Annotated in this window: 15 protein-coding genes; 8 read left to right on the top strand and 7 right to left on the bottom strand. The window is 44.6% G+C overall.

What is annotated here, in order from left to right; genetic code table 11:
- Window positions 1-20 precede the first annotated feature (20 nt).
- Entirely contained in the window at window positions 21-659 is a 639-nt protein-coding gene (locus tag FVR03_RS01065) for an OmpH/Skp family outer membrane protein (protein WP_255473992.1), read from the top strand.
- Window positions 660-915: 256 nt separating this feature from the next.
- Here the strand turns inward: FVR03_RS01065 and FVR03_RS01060 are convergent, their stop codons facing one another.
- Window positions 916-1,632, bottom strand: coding sequence for a 3-ketoacyl-ACP reductase (locus FVR03_RS01060; protein WP_147919905.1), 717 nt, complete (start codon window positions 1,630-1,632; stop codon window positions 916-918).
- A 496-nt stretch (window positions 1,633-2,128) separates the two neighbouring features.
- Here FVR03_RS01060 and FVR03_RS01055 point away from each other — a divergent pair, with 496 nt between their 5' ends.
- Window positions 2,129-3,178, top strand: coding sequence for an FUSC family protein (locus FVR03_RS01055; RefSeq protein ID WP_187269992.1), 1,050 nt, complete (start codon window positions 2,129-2,131; stop codon window positions 3,176-3,178).
- A gap of 169 nt (window positions 3,179-3,347) precedes the next feature.
- On the opposite strand, the gene FVR03_RS01050 is transcribed toward FVR03_RS01055, so the two are convergent.
- On the bottom strand, window positions 3,348-3,935 hold the full coding sequence (locus FVR03_RS01050; RefSeq protein WP_147919903.1) for a TetR/AcrR family transcriptional regulator: 588 nt from the start codon (window positions 3,933-3,935) through the stop codon (window positions 3,348-3,350).
- Window positions 3,936-4,689: 754 nt separating this feature from the next.
- Here FVR03_RS01050 and FVR03_RS01045 point away from each other — a divergent pair.
- From FVR03_RS01045 to FVR03_RS24185, 3 genes are all read left to right on the top strand, one after another.
- On the top strand, window positions 4,690-5,685 hold the full coding sequence (locus FVR03_RS01045) for a mevalonate kinase family protein (protein WP_147919902.1): 996 nt from the start codon (window positions 4,690-4,692) through the stop codon (window positions 5,683-5,685).
- A gap of 161 nt (window positions 5,686-5,846) precedes the next feature.
- Complete coding sequence (gene galU, locus FVR03_RS01040) at window positions 5,847-6,740, top strand: UTP--glucose-1-phosphate uridylyltransferase GalU (RefSeq protein WP_147919901.1); 894 nt, start codon at window positions 5,847-5,849, stop codon at window positions 6,738-6,740.
- Window positions 6,741-6,774: 34 nt separating this feature from the next.
- A complete protein-coding gene (locus FVR03_RS24185) occupies window positions 6,775-6,918 on the top strand; it encodes a 2Fe-2S iron-sulfur cluster-binding family protein (RefSeq protein ID WP_187269991.1) in 144 nt (47 codons plus the stop codon).
- A 272-nt stretch (window positions 6,919-7,190) separates the two neighbouring features.
- Here FVR03_RS24185 and FVR03_RS01035 read toward each other — a convergent pair whose 3' ends face one another.
- The 5 genes from FVR03_RS01035 to FVR03_RS01015 form a co-directional block, all read right to left on the bottom strand.
- A complete protein-coding gene (locus FVR03_RS01035; protein ID WP_147919900.1) occupies window positions 7,191-7,727 on the bottom strand; it encodes a YceI family protein in 537 nt (178 codons plus the stop codon).
- Window positions 7,728-7,931: 204 nt separating this feature from the next.
- Window positions 7,932-9,584: an alpha-glucan family phosphorylase gene (gene glgP, locus FVR03_RS01030; protein WP_147919899.1), complete on the bottom strand. Its 1,653-nt coding sequence runs from the start codon at window positions 9,582-9,584 to the stop codon at window positions 7,932-7,934.
- A 375-nt stretch (window positions 9,585-9,959) separates the two neighbouring features.
- Window positions 9,960-11,030 carry a PAS domain-containing sensor histidine kinase gene (locus FVR03_RS01025; protein WP_147919898.1) on the bottom strand — a complete coding sequence of 357 codons (1,071 nt, stop codon included), beginning with the start codon at window positions 11,028-11,030 and terminating at the stop codon, window positions 9,960-9,962.
- A 266-nt stretch (window positions 11,031-11,296) separates the two neighbouring features.
- Window positions 11,297-12,091, bottom strand: coding sequence for a DUF8692 domain-containing protein (locus FVR03_RS01020; RefSeq protein WP_147919897.1), 795 nt, complete (start codon window positions 12,089-12,091; stop codon window positions 11,297-11,299).
- Window positions 12,092-12,660: 569 nt separating this feature from the next.
- On the bottom strand, window positions 12,661-14,589 hold the full coding sequence (locus FVR03_RS01015; protein ID WP_147919896.1) for an ABC-F family ATP-binding cassette domain-containing protein: 1,929 nt from the start codon (window positions 14,587-14,589) through the stop codon (window positions 12,661-12,663).
- A 42-nt stretch (window positions 14,590-14,631) separates the two neighbouring features.
- Between FVR03_RS01015 and FVR03_RS24180 the strand changes: the two genes are divergently transcribed.
- The 3 genes from FVR03_RS24180 (at window position 14,632) to FVR03_RS01005 (ending at window position 18,704) form a co-directional block, all read left to right on the top strand.
- Window positions 14,632-14,787 (top strand): hypothetical protein, encoded by a 156-nt coding sequence (locus FVR03_RS24180; RefSeq protein WP_187269989.1) that lies wholly within the window; start codon window positions 14,632-14,634, stop codon window positions 14,785-14,787.
- A gap of 271 nt (window positions 14,788-15,058) precedes the next feature.
- Entirely contained in the window at window positions 15,059-15,610 is a 552-nt protein-coding gene (locus FVR03_RS01010) for a 2'-5' RNA ligase family protein (protein WP_147919895.1), read from the top strand.
- Window positions 15,611-16,496: 886 nt separating this feature from the next.
- Window positions 16,497-18,704 (top strand): catalase, encoded by a 2,208-nt coding sequence (locus tag FVR03_RS01005; protein ID WP_222707158.1) that lies wholly within the window; start codon window positions 16,497-16,499, stop codon window positions 18,702-18,704.
- Window positions 18,705-18,932: the final 228 nt, after the last annotated feature.

The raw sequence follows: 18,932 nt of genomic DNA, 5'->3' as shown, positions 1-18,932 counted from the left end.
ACCACATAAAAAATTAACCTGTGAAAGTAAGAAACTACGCTTTAGGCCTGACCATGGCCTCTTTGCTGCTGAGTGCCTGCAACAACGACAAAAACACCCAGGCCACTACGGGTGCCGCTACAACGGCTCCTCAACAAGCTGTAACTGACACAACTGCAACTGGCGAAACAGCGGGTATGGCTGCGGCAGAAAAGGTAGTTTATATTAACACCGACACGCTCCTGACCAATTACCAGTATTTTAAGGATGTGAGTACCAGATTGAAAGGCAAAGCACAGAAAACAGAAGCCAACCTCCGATCGCAGGCCGATGCTTTTCAGAAGGAAGTGGCGAAGTACCAGCAAACAGGTGCCGGCATGACGGCTGAACAACAAGCCTCTACTGAGCAAAAGCTGGCTCAGAAGCAACAGCAGATACAGGAGCGCGGCCAGAAAGCGGGCAACGACATTGCTGCCGAAGAAGCTGAAGAAATGAAAAAACTCTATGATCGTGTGGAGGCTTACCTGAAGAAGTTCTGCGAGGAGAAAGGATATAAAATGGTGTTGAGCTACGCCCGCGGCAACAGTGCCATTTTGTATGGCGTTAGCTCCCTCGACGTAACATCTGAAGTACTGACAGGTTTGAACCAGGAGTACGAGCAGGAGAAAAAGAAGAAGTAGACTTTTTAGACTTAGCAGTCATGGTTTAAATCTTAACCCTTGACACCAACTTGGGCTATTTACCTTTGGAAGGCCTTTTTCATTAGAATAATTGCTACTGGCGGTCATCGGTTTCTGATGGCACTGTTCATAAAAAAGAACGTCTTAACCTGATAAGCCTGATGGCTGGGTTAAGACGTTCTTTTTTACTAGCTGGTGTAGCAGGTGCGGATGAGAGCACCATCTTCAGCAGTAGCAGAATAGTAGCATTTTGATATTACGGGTTAGTAGACCACAGGCTGGCTTCCTTAATAAGAATACGCCTGTTCAGTTTTAACTGCGCAATCAGGAGTTCGGCCAGGTCTTCTGGTTGCATCACTTTACCTGGGTCTCCGTCTGTTAGTTTATTTTCATAGGCTAGTTCGGTGGCTACGGTACTTGGCGTCCAGGCGCTAACCCGAATGTTATGTTTGCGCACCTCCTGCATCAGCGACTCGGTAAGACCCATAACTGCAAATTTGGAAGCGCTGTAGGCACTCGTGAGCGCGGTGCCCCGGAGCCCGGCTGTTGATGAAATATTGAGAATATCGCCTGTTTTACGTTCTATCATGCCTGGCAGAACAGCCCGTGTGGTATTGTAAACACCCATCAGGTTCACCCTGACGATTTTCTCCCACTCCATCGGGCTCAGTTCCAGGAACTTCCCGAAAGAGGCAATGCCAGCATTATTGATGAGTATATCTATCGGCCCTAAGTCTAACTGTACTTGCTCCACAGCAGCCTCTACCGCGCTTAAATCAGTTACATCCGCTTTCACAACACTGGTTTCTACCCCAAGATTTTCCAGCTCCGCAGCAACTGTCTTTAACTGACTTTCGGTACGTGCCAGCAGGCCTATGTTAACACCTTCCTTTGCTAAAGCCATTGCCATAGCTTTGCCTATACCCTTACCGGCTCCCGTTATCAGCGCGTTTTTTCCAGTTAATGATTCCATATAAATATTAAATTAAAATGTTACTTACTTATTAGAGCCTGCCTTTGTTGTTCCTGTAGGGCTATGCTACCTGAGAGCAGACATCGGATGCATGGCAGGTCTCCTGACTTTAGTACGATGTAACTACCCTGCTGTTTTCCAGCTGATACACAAACCGCTGAAAAATAGCAGAGCTTAGCCGAATTTTACCAGCTAGGTTACCAGATTGTTGAGCAATCTCACTTTTCTGCATGTATCTGTTGCTTACCTTTGCTTCTGAAGCCGGTTACCTTTACTTACTTTTATAGTGCCAGCGAATGATGGAAAAAGTAACGCTAAGGTTTAGCTAAAAGTAAATGGTCATAGGAGGAGCGCCTTTTATTCTGAGACAGTTGGCGCTTAAGGAAGTTATACCCCAACCTGCTGTTTAGGAACAACTGATGGCAACTTGGTGCAACAACAGGTTAACCTTTTGAAGAAGTTTTATTTTTTGCCACCTTCCCTTATCTTTTTCCTCATGTTAAAAGGAGCAGAATTTCTAGCTAAAGTAGGTTTAACGTCGCAAATTATAAAGACTGCCTTAGCTGCAGCAATATCCTGGTTTCTGGCTACTTCGCTGCTTCAGGATGAGTACCCGTTTTTTGCTCCGCTTGCGGCTGTGCTAACTGTGCAGGTAACGGTGGTCGATTCCCTTGAAAAAGCTTCGCATCGGCTTATAGGCATTATTTTGGGTGTTGTACTGAGCATGCTGATCGGGCACTGGTTTAATATCAGCGCCTATTCCATCTTCTTCGTTATACTTATTGGCATGGCACTCACGAATGCTCTCCGCATGAACCCCCAGATTGTGTCGCAGGTAGGTGTTAGTTCGTTGCTGGTGCTGGCATTTGGCCATAGCCATGGCTACGCTACCGGAAGAATAATAGAAACAATGGTTGGCTCGGTTGTCGCCATTGCCATAAATGCCCTTATAGTACCTCGCAACGCCATACCCGATGTGGAGCAGGCCATTGTGCAGCTCAGCCAGAAAGCAGCTACTACTTTGCACTACCTCTCGCTCATGCTAAAAGATGAGGTAAAAACGGCTCAGCACGGAAAGCCTATTGTAGACGAACTGGTAGCCCAAACAGAGAAAAGTATACAGGTACTGCGGCTGGCAGAGCAAAGTTTAAAGTACAACCCTTTTCTGGTTCATAAACGGACCCGCTTAGGCCGTTTATCTATTGGAATCCGGCACATGGAGCACATAACGGTACAGATAAGAGGCATCAGGAGAGGGTTAGCTGATTTGCGGTCTGCAGGTTCATTTAAAGCAGAGTATCCGCAGATAGAAGGTTTGGCCTCTGCTATTGCAGCAACATCGGTTTGCATACCGGTGTTCGGTCAGATTTTGGCAGAGCCATCTGTGAGCCAGATGACAGAGCTGCAAAACAACATGAAGCAAGCCAGAAAAATGCAGACTGCCTGCCTGGCGGACCTGAAAGAAGTAACTTCGCTAACAGTGCTGCGTGATATGGGTAGCATCCTAACTGATCTCAGCCGCATATTGGCCGAAGTAGAACGCTAAAGTCAGTCAAGCTTATAGCATAAAATCATTTATGAGAAGCCTGGACTTCAAAAGACAAAAGGAAGCTTTTCGTGTTGTAGAACAAAGGTAAAGCTGTTTCGTCTTTTGAAGCACACAAGCCGGTTTGATCTCATAAATGCAGCCATTGTTTTGGCTCAGGTAAACGGTACTATTCCTGCTTCGACAGGCCGTTTAGCAGGATGGTGATAATTGTTTCTTCGAGGGCTTTTGCAGATACGCCACGGTTCGGACGGTACCATAACTCTACCCATCTTACCGCAGATAAAATGGTGAAGAGCGACACAGAGATGTTTACGTTATGAAACTCGCCTGCTGCCACGCCTTGTTCCAGAATAGCCGCAAATCTTTTCTCGTATCCTCTCCTGATTTCTTTAAACTCTTTTAGTTTATCTTCCGGCAGAAACTTCCAATCGTTGTTGGCAACAGATACGGCAGCACCATCTTCAATCATCATCTTAATGTGCAGTTTTATCAGCGCCTTCAGTTTGTCCGTAAAAGAGTCTTCGCTCGATTCGATGCGAGTAAGCTGCGAAACGTAGGAGTTAGCTATATGGAAGCAGATGATTTCCAGAATTTCATCTTTAGATCGGATGTGGTTGTACATGCTGGGAGCTTCCATGCCTACTTTCTCGGCTAAATCTCTCATAGAAGTGCCACCGTAACCTCTTTCCTTGAACAACTTAGCTGCTTCTTCAAGAATTACGTCCCGCTTACTTTTCTTAAATTTTTTAGACATTTGAGATCGTTATTATTTACCTTTTATAATTTAAGTCTGATTATTATCAATTAACCAAAAATTTGGCTCAATTATTTGCACAAAACTCTATATAGTGAATCAAAATTAAAAAAGTTTTGCAATGTTATAACGCAATCAGGCACAAAAGCATCAGATATTTCGCATTTTATTTGAAAAAATGTTATGATTTAAGGCTTGTTCCATTTTTTGCTGTTTTTGCAGCTACTATACTTGCAGATTTTTAAAACCAACCGGCTACGCTCCTAATTTCTGACTGTTAGTTTTTTGCCAAAATTCTTAAAAATTTAGATTCGAAGCTTCAATAGGGGGTACTTTATATTAATACTATAAACTGCTTCTTATCCCTCTTAATTTTAAATTGGTACATGCAAAAATAGGCCTTTTTTACGAATATACCCCTCTATTAAACCCATGTAAGCTAAAATTTTACTATTTTAAATAAAATACTAATAATAAGACTATTTTTCTTTTGTTAGTTACTGTTTTACTAATAAACTATGCCTATTATTAGTTAGGCTAAAATATTGAATTTTAGTTTAGCCTGCCCTATGTCTTGTATGTATTTTAAAATACAACATTTCTTTTAACTGTCTATCCAGGTAACCTTCTCTGAAGAAAGAGCACTGCCAACTGCTGAACGATATTAATTAGAGCGTGTGTAGTGATTTTAGGAGCTAAAAATTTTTAATATACCTCAAACTAAAGCATCTTTAAGCTCGAAAAACAAACTCTAATGATTATAGAATCCCGTGCGTATGCCCGAGCTGCTATCCTTGGTAATCCTTCGGATGGCTATTTCGGTAAAACTATCTCGATTATCGTTAAAAACTTTGGGGCACATATTCTGCTTTACGAATCGCCTGAACTGGTTATAGAGCCTCAGACACAGGATATTAACCAGTTTAAAAACATTTACGAGCTCCACGATCAGATCGTACTGACGGGTTACCATGGCGGTGTGCCGCTGGTGAAGGCTGCTATTAAAAAGTTCTGTGAGTTTTGCACCAAACAAGGCATTACGCTCCCTAACCGTAACTTTACCACCCGCTACAGCGCTTCTATTCCGAGGCAGGTTGGTTTATCTGGTTCCAGTGCCATCATAATTGCTACCTTAAGGGCGCTTTCTGAGTTTTACAAGGTAGATATACCAAAGGTGATGTTCCCAAGCCTTGCCTTGTCGGTAGAGGTGGAGGAATTGGGTATAACAGCTGGCTTGCAGGATCGCGTTATTCAGGTGTATGAAGGGGCCGTGTACATGGACTTCGACAAAGAATACCTACAGAAAAACGGGCACGGCATTTATGAAGAAATAGACCCTGCCCTGCTGCCGAACCTGTTCATCGCCTATAAAACCGAACTGGGGAAAGTGTCGGGCACAGTCTTAAACAACGTGCGCAGTCGATACGACAAAGGCGAAGAGTTCGTGATTAACACCCTCGCCTCTATTGCCGATTTGGCCGGGCAAGGCAAGACAGCACTGTTAAACGGTGACCGGAAGCTGCTGCATGAGCTCATGGATGAGAACTTCGAACTCCGGTGCAAAATCATGAACATCAGCGATAGCAATAAAGAGCTTGTGAAAACAGCCCGTGCACTTGGGGCATCCGCTAAGTTTACGGGTTCGGGCGGCTCTATTATCGGTGTTTACTATGGCAACGAAATGCTCAACAACCTGGTAACCGCTTTCAAAAAAATAAATGCCCGTGTCATCAGGCCAACGGTTGTTTAGCAGGCGCAACATACCTTGCGCCAGGTAGAGTGCTACAGGCGCAACCCTTGGCGCAAAAACATAGTTTTACCTTTTGGAGGGCTATTTCATTAGCAACATGTAACATCTGTGCGAGCAGGTGCTTTTATAAATACGATTTTAATCTGTTATTACTTTTAGAAATGATAAAAAAAGCTGTTATACCTGCCGCTGGTCTTGGTACCCGCTTTCTGCCCGCTACGAAGGCTCAGCCTAAAGAAATGCTACCCATTATCGATGCCCCAACCATACAGTACGTGGTGCAGGAGGCTGTTAATTCTGGCATAGAAGACATCCTGATTATATCCGGTAAAGGCAAAAGAGCCATAGAAGACCACTTTGACCGCAACTTTGAGCTGGAGGAGCGCTTGCAGCAGAAAGACGAGGAACTCTACAAGGAAATGCGAAAGCTTTCTGATATGGCGAACATCTACTTTATCAGGCAAAAAGAAATTGTGGGCCTTGGCGATGCTATTTCCTATGCCCGCCAGCATACCGGCGACGAACCTTTTGCCGTACTACTCGGCGATACCATTGTAGACTCCGTTATTCCGGTTACCCAGCAGCTAATGGATATGTATGATCAATACCACTCCTCTATTATTGCTGTTGAAACCGTTCCGGCCGATAAAGTAGACCGTTATGGCATTGTGGGCGGAAAAAGAATAAGCGACTCCATTCTGCAGTTAGATCAGTTTGTAGAGAAACCATCTGTTGAAATGGCCCCCTCTAACCTGGCCATTGCCGGCAGGTATATCCTGACTCCTGAAATATTCAGGGCCATAGAGGAAACCCCGAAAGGCAAGAACAACGAAATTCAGCTGACTGATGCTCTTGAGAACTTGCTGAAGCGCGAGAAAATTTACTCGCACACCTTTGAAGGAACGCGCTACGACATTGGCAACAAACTCGATTTTTTGAAAACGACTGTTGAGTTTGCACTGAAGCGCCAGGAATTCGCAGATCCGTTCTTCAACTTCCTGAAAGAAATTGTAAGCTCTCACCAGGCTTACCTGGACAAAACAAAGACTTTGTAATAGCAGAAAGGCGCCTCTAAAAGGCGCCTTTTTTGTGCCTCTCCTGCAGCGTTGTACATCGGGCACCGTCTGGAGGTACTACAACGAAGTACTGACCGAGAAAGAGCTGCAGAAGGGGTTCGTCCTGACCTGCACAGGTTACCCTACAGGCGGCGATGTTGTTATGCAGGTTCCCTAAACAGCACAGCTACAGGATGCTTTGCAGCAGTTTTAACAGGTTAAGCGGTAAATTATTCTAATGATTTGGTCCTTCAGAAACAAAATCAGGAATTTTGCTTCAAGGGTCCGGAACAGAAAGAACCACCCGTAGCGCGCAGCTGCACACAAAGGGTGGTTCAGCTAGTTAAACCTATTATAGGTGCAGCAATTTAGTGTAGTTTTTGGGGCTGCAAAGAAAAGTTTGGAGGCAGATTTACTCCTCATTTTTCTGATTCTTAAGATACCGAAAAGCTATGCTTGCTTCACCAGTTGTATCTCGCACAGCAACCGGATTTCGTCGCTTACTACCACGCTTCCTGCTTCGGTTACGGCATCCCATGTCAATCCAAATTCTTTCCGACTAATTTTACCTGAAATGGTAAAGCCGGCTTTGGTTTGGCCGTAAGGGTCTACCACTATGCCGGCATACTCTACCTGTACGGTAACAGGTTTGGTGTTGCCTCTTATGGTCAGGTCGCCGTGTAGTTTGGCCTGGTCCTCGCCTGCTTTTTCGTAACGCTTACCTTCAAATTTAATCTGGTCATGATTTTCAGCATCAAAAAAATCAGCTGATTTCAGGTGCGTGTCTCGTTGATCGTTGTTTGTGCTGATGGAATTAACGTCGGCCGTAAACACGATGTGAGAAGCTTTTTCAAAGTTGTCCTCATCGGTTTCGGCCTCTACTTCAAACGATCCGAAATACCCGGTTACGGTCGTAATCATCAGGTGCTTTACCTTAAACTGAACTTCGCTGTGCGCCGGGTCTGATACCCATTTTGTCTTTGCCATAGTTTCTGTTATTATAATGTACGAGTTAATATCGGCATGAATGAGGAAGTAAGCTTAACCTACTTGCTTTAAAATTTTTCCACTTAAACCCTTTTTAGATGTCTTAACATCGGGTTTTCTACTCAACCTTAAAATTTATTGATAGTTTAAGTTGATCTTAAGCAAGAAAACAGCCACCACTCTATTAGTGGCGGCTGTTTTTAATTATTTATACAGGAGCGAGTAATATTCATGTGCCATGCGGTTGGCATCGAACATCGGAACAACATCATTCATGCTCTTCTTTACAATGCTGAGCCATTTTGGCCTGTTGCGGTAGTAGGTCGGAATAATTTCCTCTTCCAGCACCGTCATCATGTTCAGGTAATCCTGGTCGTCCTGGAGCGTGTCTGGCAGCGACGTATCCACGATTGGCAGCAGGTAACTGTTTTCGCCATGTACGCCAAACTCCGGAATCCAGCCATCTTGTACCGAAAAGTTAATGGAGCCGTTCATGGCTGCTGTCATGCCACTGGTGCCGGATGCTTCCCTTGGGCGGCGTGGCGTGTTCAGCCAGACATCGGAGCCTTGTTTCAGCTTTCGGCTAAGTTCAATCTCATAACCTGTAAGCACAGCCATGTTGTTGCGCTTATAAGAGAAGTTTACCAGTTTGTTAAACACCTCTACGGCACCATAATCGTATGGGTATGGTTTACCGGCCCAGATTACCTGAATCGGCTCGTCCTGTCGGCTCAGCAAATCGAAGAAGCGGTTCATGTCGCGCATCAGCAGGTCGGCGCGTTTGTAGGCGGCAAATCTTCTTGCCCACACAATGGTTAAAACATTTGGGTCGAATAGTTTACCAGTCTGGTCGGCTACGACTTCAAAAAGCGTCATTTTCATTTGCCTTTTGCGCAGGGTCAGCAGCTCGTCGTTGTCGTTTTTGCAGGCGTGCATCATCACACTGTCCATCCAGAAGGGTACGTTCTGGGCGTTGGTAATGGCTTTAATATCGCAGATACCTTCGTTTTCGTACCACATGTGCTGTGCCACCTTACCATGCAGCTGCGATACCCCGTTCGATATTTTAGATAGCCGCAGCGCTGCCAGTGTATGGTTAAACATGGGGCCGTGCATGCCGGTCAGGGTGCGGGCTTCTTCTAAAGGAATATTCCCGAAGAAACTCATGCGGTTAAGCAACTGAATATCGTGCTCCTCGTTTCCGGCTTTTTCAGGGGTGTGCGTTGTAAACACCATGCGTTTCTGCAGTTCCTTTACATCGCCGCCAAACTGTTCGAGCAGGTGAAAGGCAAGCGGCAGGGCATGGCCTTCGTTCATGTGGTAAATATCGGTGCCTCCAAGGGCATCTACTACTTTTGCTCCGCCAATACCCAACACTATGCTTTGCGAAATGCGGGCATTGGTTTCAACATCGTATAGTTTATGCGTAATGGTACGTGCCAGGTAATCGTTTTCCGGTATGTCGGTCGTCAGGAAATACATCGGTACGGTGCCAAACGTTTCCGGCTTCAGCACCATGGCTTTTACGAAAACCGGGTGACCGTTTACTACCACTTTTACGGTTATGCCGGAGTCTTCCAGAAACGAATAAAATTTCTTCTGAAACACCACCCGCATCGTCTGGTCTTCGTTACGCATCTGGTCGTAATAGCCGAATTTCCAGAGTATGCCTATGCCAATCATGTTCTGGCGCAGGTCGTGCGCGCTACGCATGTGCGAGCCTGCCAGAAAACCAAGGCCGCCTGAATATGTTTTCAGGGCCTGGTGAATACCAAATTCCATACTAAAATAAGCTACACGCCTATTATATTTATCATCAATGTCGTAAGGATGATACCATCTATCGTACTTCGTCATAAGCATTTTATTTACGGAGTTATTACCAGATTAAATTTGGGTAGCTGTTAATAATGTTGCTGCCGCTGTTGGTTTATTTACCAGTTTATAAAGCAGCAGAAGCAGCGACTTTATAAATTAAAATAAGAAATTAACAGGTGCAGCCTTAGTTGCTACACCTGCTGAACAGGGTTTATATACGGAGGCACCACCAGAACGATACTTGTACTTAAATACCTCCTATGTAAATATACTAATTTGAAAATATAGTAGAAGTGTCTGTACCTTAAATTTCCTGCTCGAAGTTGGAAAGTTTGCTAAGTCCTTAATTTCAGGCATTTGTTTGAAAAATTTATGGGTTGTTTCAGGTGCAGGGATAGGTTATCTGGTAGGGCATTATTGTTTTAAATAACTCATGAAGAATGTTGTGCCATCGTTTTTAAAACTTTCAACCCAAATCTGCCCTCCCTGAATTTCTACCAGGCTTTTAACTATGGAAAGGCCGATACCAACTGATTTTTCGCCTGAAAGCCCTACCCTGCTGGCTTTTGTAAAACGATCGAAAATAAACGGAATGTCTTCTTCAGGTATACCTACACCATTATCATGAAACATAATCAGGAGGCGCGACGGCTCGTCTTGTACTGTAATTGTAATTTTACCGGTTGGCGGCGTAAACTTAATGGAGTTTGCAATAAGGTTGTTTATAATCTGGTCGAACTTTACCTCATCGGCGAGTGCGAATGCTTTGGTTGGCCCCTTTAGCTCAAATGTTTGGCTGATGCTCGAGCTGGCGGCATAAGGCTCAATAACTTGTCTGATTTTATCTACTATATCAACCCGGTCTAAATCTGCACTGATCTTATGAGACTTTAAGTGCTCCTCGCTCAGAACATCTTTAATAATATTCACACACGATTCACAGGCTTGTTTTATAAAGCGGGTGTAATTAGACAGCTCGTCGTATACCTGTTCCTGATGATCTTTTTCAAGTGCCTCCGCAATGCTTTGCACAATTGCCAGCGGCCCTCTCAGGTCATGCGCCACAATTTCAAGGGCCGTATTTTTTTTCCGGGTAAACTCGACCAAATAAGCCAGGTATTGCTCCCGTAAGGTTATGTCTTCTACTATACCCGTTACCGATACCACCTGCTGTTGCTCATCCAGAACCGGAAAAGCATCTAATTGAATAGTTTTATCATAGGAATCCGGAATTTGGAGCCGAAACTCCAGGTGGCATGATTGGCCTCGTAACAAAAGCTCATAGTGCTTTAGTAGCACCGGCATGTCATCCGGGTGGATGAGAGTCAGTAACGTATCAGGGTTTGCTAAGAACCCTTCATAGCTTCCTCCCCAGATTTTCTGAATTGCCTGGTTCAGGTAGTCGAAACGCTTTGTTTTAAGGTTGTATGAAAAGAAAATCTTAGAACTTGATTTTCCAATATTTTCTAGCATTTGAATGTCCATAGGTGGATGTACAGTTGTCGGAATGCATAAATTTGTTCTAGTAGCAGTACGGAAGTATATTGCTATAGTTCTATGGTGCAGCGCTAAGCTCTGTCTCCAGCTAAACTCGCTGTTTTTTACGATAGCTACAATAGCAGAGGATATACCTAAAGCACGGGTGGTGGAGGAGCCATAAAATTAAAATCCCGGTGAGTTACAATTCCTGCAGCCCTCCGGGATTCTTTTTATATGATGCTACTCTCCTACTACAGGACAGCTCATGTTTCTTATTTAAAAGAAAGCGCCGTTGAGTCTGTATGAGATTTAATGTATTTAAATAAAGCCCGGATCAGGAGAACAATACCAGTCATTTCAAGGGCTTCTTCTACTGTGGTAATGAGCGCATAGTTTAAGTTCTCTTCGCCGTAAGCCGATGAATAGGCACCTCCTAGCAATTCTACACCCAATGCCCCGCCTACATAAAAGATAGCAGCCGTAGCAAACCTGATTTTGTATTTGGTAGATAAGCCTAAAAAGAACTTCAGGAAGTAAATACCAAAGCCGCCTACAAATAAAAGCCCCACAATTACCCAGGAGAAGTAGAAGATGCCTGTAAACTCGAATGCTTCGCGCAGTGGGTTAATCATACGTTCGTGTGTGCCGGTTGCTTCGTCGAAGGCCAGGTACATAAACAGGAAACCTAAAATGGTCCAGTGGCGGGCAAAAGTATCGTTTATCTTTTTCTTGTGTAAGGCTACCACTCTAAATAGGAAACCTGCAAAAAGTAAAATTAAGGCTGAAAAATAAGAAGGCACGTTTCCTTCGGTATCGAGGTTGAAGTTAGGTACAAAGCCATAAGCAGAGTCGTATCCATACACGTGCAACAAGACAGAACCAATAACGCTGAATACAACTAAAATAGCTGTAACAACAGCAAGAGTTTTTACAATAGCCGAAGTATTTATCGATACCCCAATAGCAGATTTTTGTGCTAACCGTGGTTCGTTGACAGCGACAGTGTCTTCGTTAAATGCTATGTCGTTCAAAAAGGCGGTGTCGTTTCGAAGTGTAGAATCTTTCATGTGTTATATTTTAATTGACTCACATTTTAACGACACTTTTAAAGTAATGTTAAGCTTTTGTTATCTTTTTTGAAATAGTTTATATAGGATTATCTATATATGTTCTGCTGATTAGGTTTGTTAACAAATTCATTATCAATATATTAAACAAATAAAATATAGCCTTTATAAAAATAAGTTATATCAGATATTAGTTTATAATAAATATATAATACAAAATCATGGGTTTGTTATTTCCAACAAAACATAAAAAATATTCTATTTTTTGATAGTTGATCTATTCCTTATAATTTTTAATCAATGCAATTATCGCCTCAACTTCAGCAAATATTTTTTAGAATCGGATTAGAAATTGAACATCTAGCTTTGCCCAAGAGATATAACTGTAATACAGGCCGGATGTTCAAAAGAAAGTCCTGCAGCAAGTGTAGTTCTAAAACTTGCTGCAGGACTTTATAAATTATTAACCTGAAGATGGAGCGTAAGGTTAACACTCTGATAAATTATTCAAATAAAAACTGCCTTCAGAAGGGTGTCTGTTAAAAAACCGCCAAGGGTGTGGCCGGGCATCAGGCTAGTTTTGCTTCTAGAGCTTCCACTTCTTCCATCAGCTTTTCCCATTTCAGGTTAGTGGCGGCCAGCTCTTTCTGCACGGCTTCAAATTTCTGGGAAGCCTCCTGCAGCAGGCTCACATTGCCAAAAACTTTCGGGTCTGCCAACTGAGCTTCGTATTGTGCCAGCTCACCTTCGAGTTTCTGTACCTGCTTTTCTACCTCGTTCAGCTGCTTGTTTGCCTGTTTCAGCTGGTTATTCAGGGCGTTATATTCGGAACTGTCGCGCTGCTGCCGTTTCTCTTCTTTTTTAGCGGGTACCGTAACAGCCGGGGTTTTCTTTTCTTCTTTTTCGCGCCGTTCCATCCAGGTCTCATACTCATGATACGTGCCGGGATATTCTTTTAACTGGTAATCGTCGATGTACCAAATTTTGGTGGCTACGTTCTCTACAAAATACCTGTCGTGCGATATAACGATAAAGGTACCTTCGTACTGCTCCAGTGCCTGAATCAGGATATTGACCGACATCATGTCCAGGTGGTTTGTCGGTTCGTCGAGCATCAGGAAATTGGCTTCTGAAATCAGGGTTTTAGCCAGGGCTACCCGCGACTTTTCACCACCAGACAATACCTTTATTTTCTTGAAAACAGTTTCGCCGGTAAACAGGAATGAGCCGAGCAAGGTACGCAGTTCCATCTCTGTTTTTTTAGATCCGGCCTGCTGTAGCTCCTGCAGAATCTCATTATCGACGTGCAGCGACTCCAGCTGGTGTTGCGCATAAAACGACATAATAACGTTGTGCCCCAGCTCCCGGTTTCCTTTAATGGGTTCTGTTCCTGCAATAATGCGGAGCAGCGTAGATTTACCTTTACCGTTGGCACCCACCAGGGCAATTTTATCGCCACGCTCCACATGCACGTGCGTGTCCCTGAAAATCATTTTATCGCCGTAGCTTTTGCTCATGTGCTCCAGCCGCAGAATATGCCGGCCTGGCTGCACTTCAAACTTAAAGCTGAAATTAACACGCGCTGCCTCTGGTGCCACATCCTCTATCCTATCCAGCCGGTCGAGCTGCTTCATGCGGCTTTGCGCCTGCTTTGCCTTCGATGCCTTTGCCTTAAATCGTTCTATAAAGCGTTCGGCCTGCCGTATCTGGGCCTGCTGGTTCTCGTAAGCGCCCTTCTGGATTTCGTTGCGCATGGCTTTTTCCTCTTCGTAGAAGCTGTAGTTGCCGGCATAGAGGTTCAGCTTACTGTTAGAGACCTCCACGGTGGTAGTGGTGGTGCGGTCCAGAAACTCCCTGTCGTGCGATACAATTACCACTGCTCCTTCGTAGCGCTCCAGGTACGTCTCGAGCCACTTAATAGAGGGCAGGTCGAGGTGGTTGGTAGGTTCATCGAGGAGCAGCAAGGAGGGCTGTTGCAAGAGTATTTTGGCCAGCATAACCCGCATGCGCCAGCCACCCGAGAAGGAGGCTAAAGGCTGCTGTAGTTCTTCAGTAGAGAAACCCAGGCCTTCCAGAATAGCCTCTGCGTTTGCTTGCATGGTATAGCCGCCCAGCGCCTCGAAACGCTCCTGCAGGTTTGCCAGCCTGTCTACCAGCTCGTCATGAAAATTATTTTCGAACTCAATTAACACTTTGTCTATTTCGGCCTGCAGCGACAGCGCCTCTTCAAACGCCTGCATCGCCACCGAAAGTATGCTGGCGTGTGTCTGGTAACTGAGCAAATCCTGGTTCAGGAAACCGATGGTAGTTTCTTTGCTCATCTGGATGCTGCCACCATCGGGCTTATACTCGCCTACAATTATGCGGAGCAACGTAGATTTACCAGTACCGTTGAGGCCGATCAGCCCGATTTTATCTTTGGGTTTGATGTGGAGGTTGGCATCCTCGTACATCGGGCGACTTCCAAAATGAAAGTTAAGGTTGTTAATGGAGATCATGAGCGCGCTAAATAATGAAACTGCAAAGGTACTTAATTTTTCATGAAGTTATTTCGCGCAAATAACCTCACTTTAACAGTAACAACCAACCTGAGCAGAAACCTGCTAAGTAACTACCTGGTGCTCCGCCATAATACAGTGTATGAGGCTGCCGTTGTACCGCCTCCTGATGACGCTGCCACAGCTGCTGAGCACTAATAATGAAGGATGCGAAGCCGTGGAAGGCTATAGATAAAGTGGAAGGTATACTGGTGGCGAATTGTCCGGTTTTTATTTTTAACTTAAAGTAAGTAAAATTGCCTTTCCTTACATCTCCGAAAACACGTATAAGGTTCATGCTTAGATCATCGGTTATTTACAATACCTTCATTCTCAGGAAAGCAACAATACAAAATGCCATTTTTACCGTGGCTGCCGCTGTGTTTGCTGCTACACCTGCACCCTGTTATTTCTAATTTCAGTCTGACCCATGATAGCAATTACTTCGCTTTTAGATAAAGTTTACTCCGATCGTGTTACGGAGCTAACGGAGCTTCTGGAAAAAAAATTTGGGTTAAAGGGCGTTAAAATGTCTCCGTACCCGCACCTGACCTTCCTGACTGCTGAAATTCCTGATCTGGATGAGATGAAGGAGTACCTGGAGCGGGTGTGCCTGGAAACACCGGTTTTTAATGTGCGTACGACGGGCCTTGGCATTTTTCCGGGAGCGGCACCTGTAATTTACGTGCCGGTTTTACGCACCTCACGCCTGAACCTGTTCCATGGCAACATTCACCGCGATATTGCTGAAATGAGCGTGGAGATGAGCGTGTATTACAATCCGAATATGTGGCTCCCGCATATTTCTTTGGCTCTTGGAGACACAACGCCCGAGATACTGGGACCTGTTTTGAATTTTCTGAACACCTACAATTTTAACTGGGATATTTCGCTCGACAACCTCACCTTGATGCGGAAAAGCGGCGATTTTTACCTTAAAGAAGAAGAATTCCAGTTTAGCAGACGAGAACTTATTACTTGATCTACTTTTAAGTATATGCAACTAAACATTCTTGGCTAGACCCTTGGCTAAATTCTGATGTAAAACCTTCTGAAGACTTTTTTCATTCGAATAATTCAGAATCTAAGACTGCGATCAGTTACGCCAACCGGACAAAACGTATTTGATTTCAGGTAGCTAACTACATGCTCATTACCCTTGACCCTAATTAGCCAGTTTTACCTTTGGAAGGGTATTTTCATTTGAATAATTTAGTGTAAGAAGTAACTGATTCAGCTTAGTTGTCCTTTAGCTGCCTTGTTTGTTCTTGGCTTACATTTGATTATTGCAGAAAGTAAATTTACCTAAATGGCTTTAAAGTAGAGCTAAAGAGGCAATTCACCTCCTACCTCCTTAACAGCTTATTTTTACTATCTCCTTATCCATTATCGCTGAACACATTCATCTTGTAGAGCAGAGAACCTGAGGCGCAACTCTAAATTACCAACTTATGACGCCAAGTTTTAAAGGGTGAAACCTGATGGTCGTGCCGCAAGTGTAGAAATAACTACCCGGTTAAATTTCTAATTCATTACAAACTACCACTTATTAGATCTGTGCAAAAATATTGTGCCTGCTACGCCGATAGCCAGAGCTTACGTTGCCTAACTCCCACAGTAGATAAATAGGCTTTTCCCAGTTACAGGGCAATTAGCGTGCCTGCTCTCCCTTCAACTTTATGTTCGGCGGTAATGCCTCATCTGTTTAAAATATTATTTTTGCTTTGCTACTGCTGCTCCGGCGACTGCAAATTTTAAACGGTTCGCGCTTTTTGGTCGTAATTCAATACACTCTATCTAATGCAAACACCGGACAGGTGGTTAGGTTTATCAAATCAATAAATAAAAGATTTCTCGAAAGTAAAACTATGAGCACAAACGAGCGAAAGAACAAAGGTGAAATGTCATCTCGGAAGGTAGATGAGAACAGCAAAAACAGGCAATTAGATGAGTTCCGGGAAGACTCCAAAGACCAGTTTATGACAACGGACCAGGGGGTGCGGGTAAACCACGTCGACGACTCACTGAAAGCAGGATTCCGTGGCCCAACCCTGATGGAAGACTTCTTGTTTCGGGAAAGAATGACACACTTCGACCATGAGTCTATACCGGAGCGGGTGGTACACGCCAGAGGTTCGGGAGCTCATGGCTTTTTTCAGCCCTACAACGACTCGATGAAGGAGTTTACCAAAGCCAAATTCTTAACTGACCCTAACGTAAAAACACCTCTTTTTGTACGTTTCTCGACGGTGGTCGGCTCCAGAGGCTCTGCAGACACCGTGCGCGATGTAAGAGGTTTCGCTACTAAATTTTACACGGAAGAAGGAAATTACGATTTAGTTGGCAATAACATACCCGTGTTCTTTATTCAGGATTCTATTAAGTTCCCGGACCTGGTGCATGCCATTAAGCCAAGGCCGGACCACGAAATGCCACAGGCCTCTGCTGCACACGATACCTTCTGGGATTTTGCATCGCTCATGCCCGAAACCACACACATGCTAATGTGGGTGCTCTCCGACAGGGCCATTCCTCGCAGCTTCCGGATGATGGAAGGGTTCGGGGTGCATACCTTCCGGTTTATAAATGCTGCCGGCAAAGCCCGTTTTGTAAAGTTCCATTGGAGGCCACTCCTGGGTACGCACTCGCTTGTTTGGGACGAGGCGCAGAAACTAAATGGAAAAGACCCTGATTGGCTGCGCCGCGACCTGTGGGAAGCAATCGATATGGGTGATTATCCTGAATTTGAGCTGGCGGTACAGATTGTGGAGGAAGAAGATGAGTTTAAATTTAATTTCGACCTCTTAGATGCTACCAAGATTATTCCGGAAGAGTTGGTGCCGCTTCGGCCTATTGGCAAAATGACCTTGAACCGCAACCCCGATAACTTTTTCGCCGAAACAGAGCAGGTTGCTTTTCACCCGGGTAACCTCGTACCGGGTATCGATGTAACAAACGATCCGTTGTTGCAGGGCCGCCTGTTCTCGTATGTAGATACGCAAATAAACCGTTTTAACAGCGCCAATTTTGCAGAGGTCCCCATTAACAGGCCAGTGGTGCCAGTGCACAATGGGCAGGGTGCCGGTTTTATGCGGCAAACCATTAACAAAGGCAAAGTAAATTATTGGCCAAACTCGCTCGCAGAAGGTCATCCGAAACTTGCATCAGAAGAAGAGGGTGCTTATGTGCATCACCAGGAAAAAGTTGAAGGCCATAAAGTACGCGCGCGCAGCGAGAGCTTCAAAGACCATTTCTCGCAGGCAACCCTTTTCTGGAATTCCATGACGGAGCCAGAGAAGAAACACCTCGTAGAAGCCATACATTTTGAGTTGGGAAAGGTAGAAACCATTGCCATAAGAGAGCGGATGGTGGCCAACTTTAACAAGGTGGCACCAGACCTGGCACAAAGAGCCGCTGAAGGCCTGGGCATTGAGGTAAAACCAGAAATGGCAACCGAAACAACTGGCAACTTCGCAAAAGATAAAGCTTCCGAAAAAATCAGCGAAGGCAAAAGCGTGTCAGAGTCTCCGGCTGTGAGCATGGAAATTGGGAAGGTCGAATCCGCTAAATCAAGGCGAGTAGCTATTCTGCTTGAAGACGGTTATAACCACGACGAGGTGATGGCGATAAAGCAGGCGCTGCAAAGCGAAGGTGCACAGGCCAAAATCGTGTCGAAAGTATTCAAAAACCTGAAATCATCTACCGGAGAAGAAATAGCTGTAGACAAGAGCCACATTACCACAGGTTCTATTATGTTTGATGCCGTATACGTGCCTGGCGGACAAGCTAGTGTGGAAGCCATGAAAAAGCAAGGGGATGTGCTGCATTTCCTGAACGAGGCTTTCAAACATTGCAAGGCAATTGGCGCTTCCCGCGAAGGTATAGACCTGCTGCTAGCCTCTGATGTGGCTGGTGTTCAGGTAGCCGAAGAAGCCTCTGCGGATATCGTATCTGATAAAGGTGTTGTTTCGGCTCGCGCAGCAGCCTCTTTAGATGCTTTTGGAGCCTCTTTTCTGGAGGCAATTAAAAAACACCGCCACTGGAATCGTGAAGAAAAATCTATGGTACCAGCTTAATTCTTACCTATACATTTTTTCATTACAAAAGCCGCCATTGTGCGGCTTTTGTATTTTTATTTAAACTGCGTACTTTACTTTATTTATCTGAGTCAGAAGGGAGCGTTTCTACTCCTGCCGGCTATTGAGCGGCTTCTGGCCACCATCCAAATTAAATTATTGAATTAGGCACTTAAGCAATAACCATTTTATAGGGATGTGGAGGAGCGGCCACCATCCTTTTGAGGA

The organism is Pontibacter qinzhouensis (genome assembly GCF_008017455.1).
Classification (GTDB): Bacteria; Bacteroidota; Bacteroidia; order Cytophagales; family Hymenobacteraceae; genus Pontibacter; species Pontibacter qinzhouensis.
This window is presented reverse-complemented; position numbering and strand designations above follow the sequence as displayed.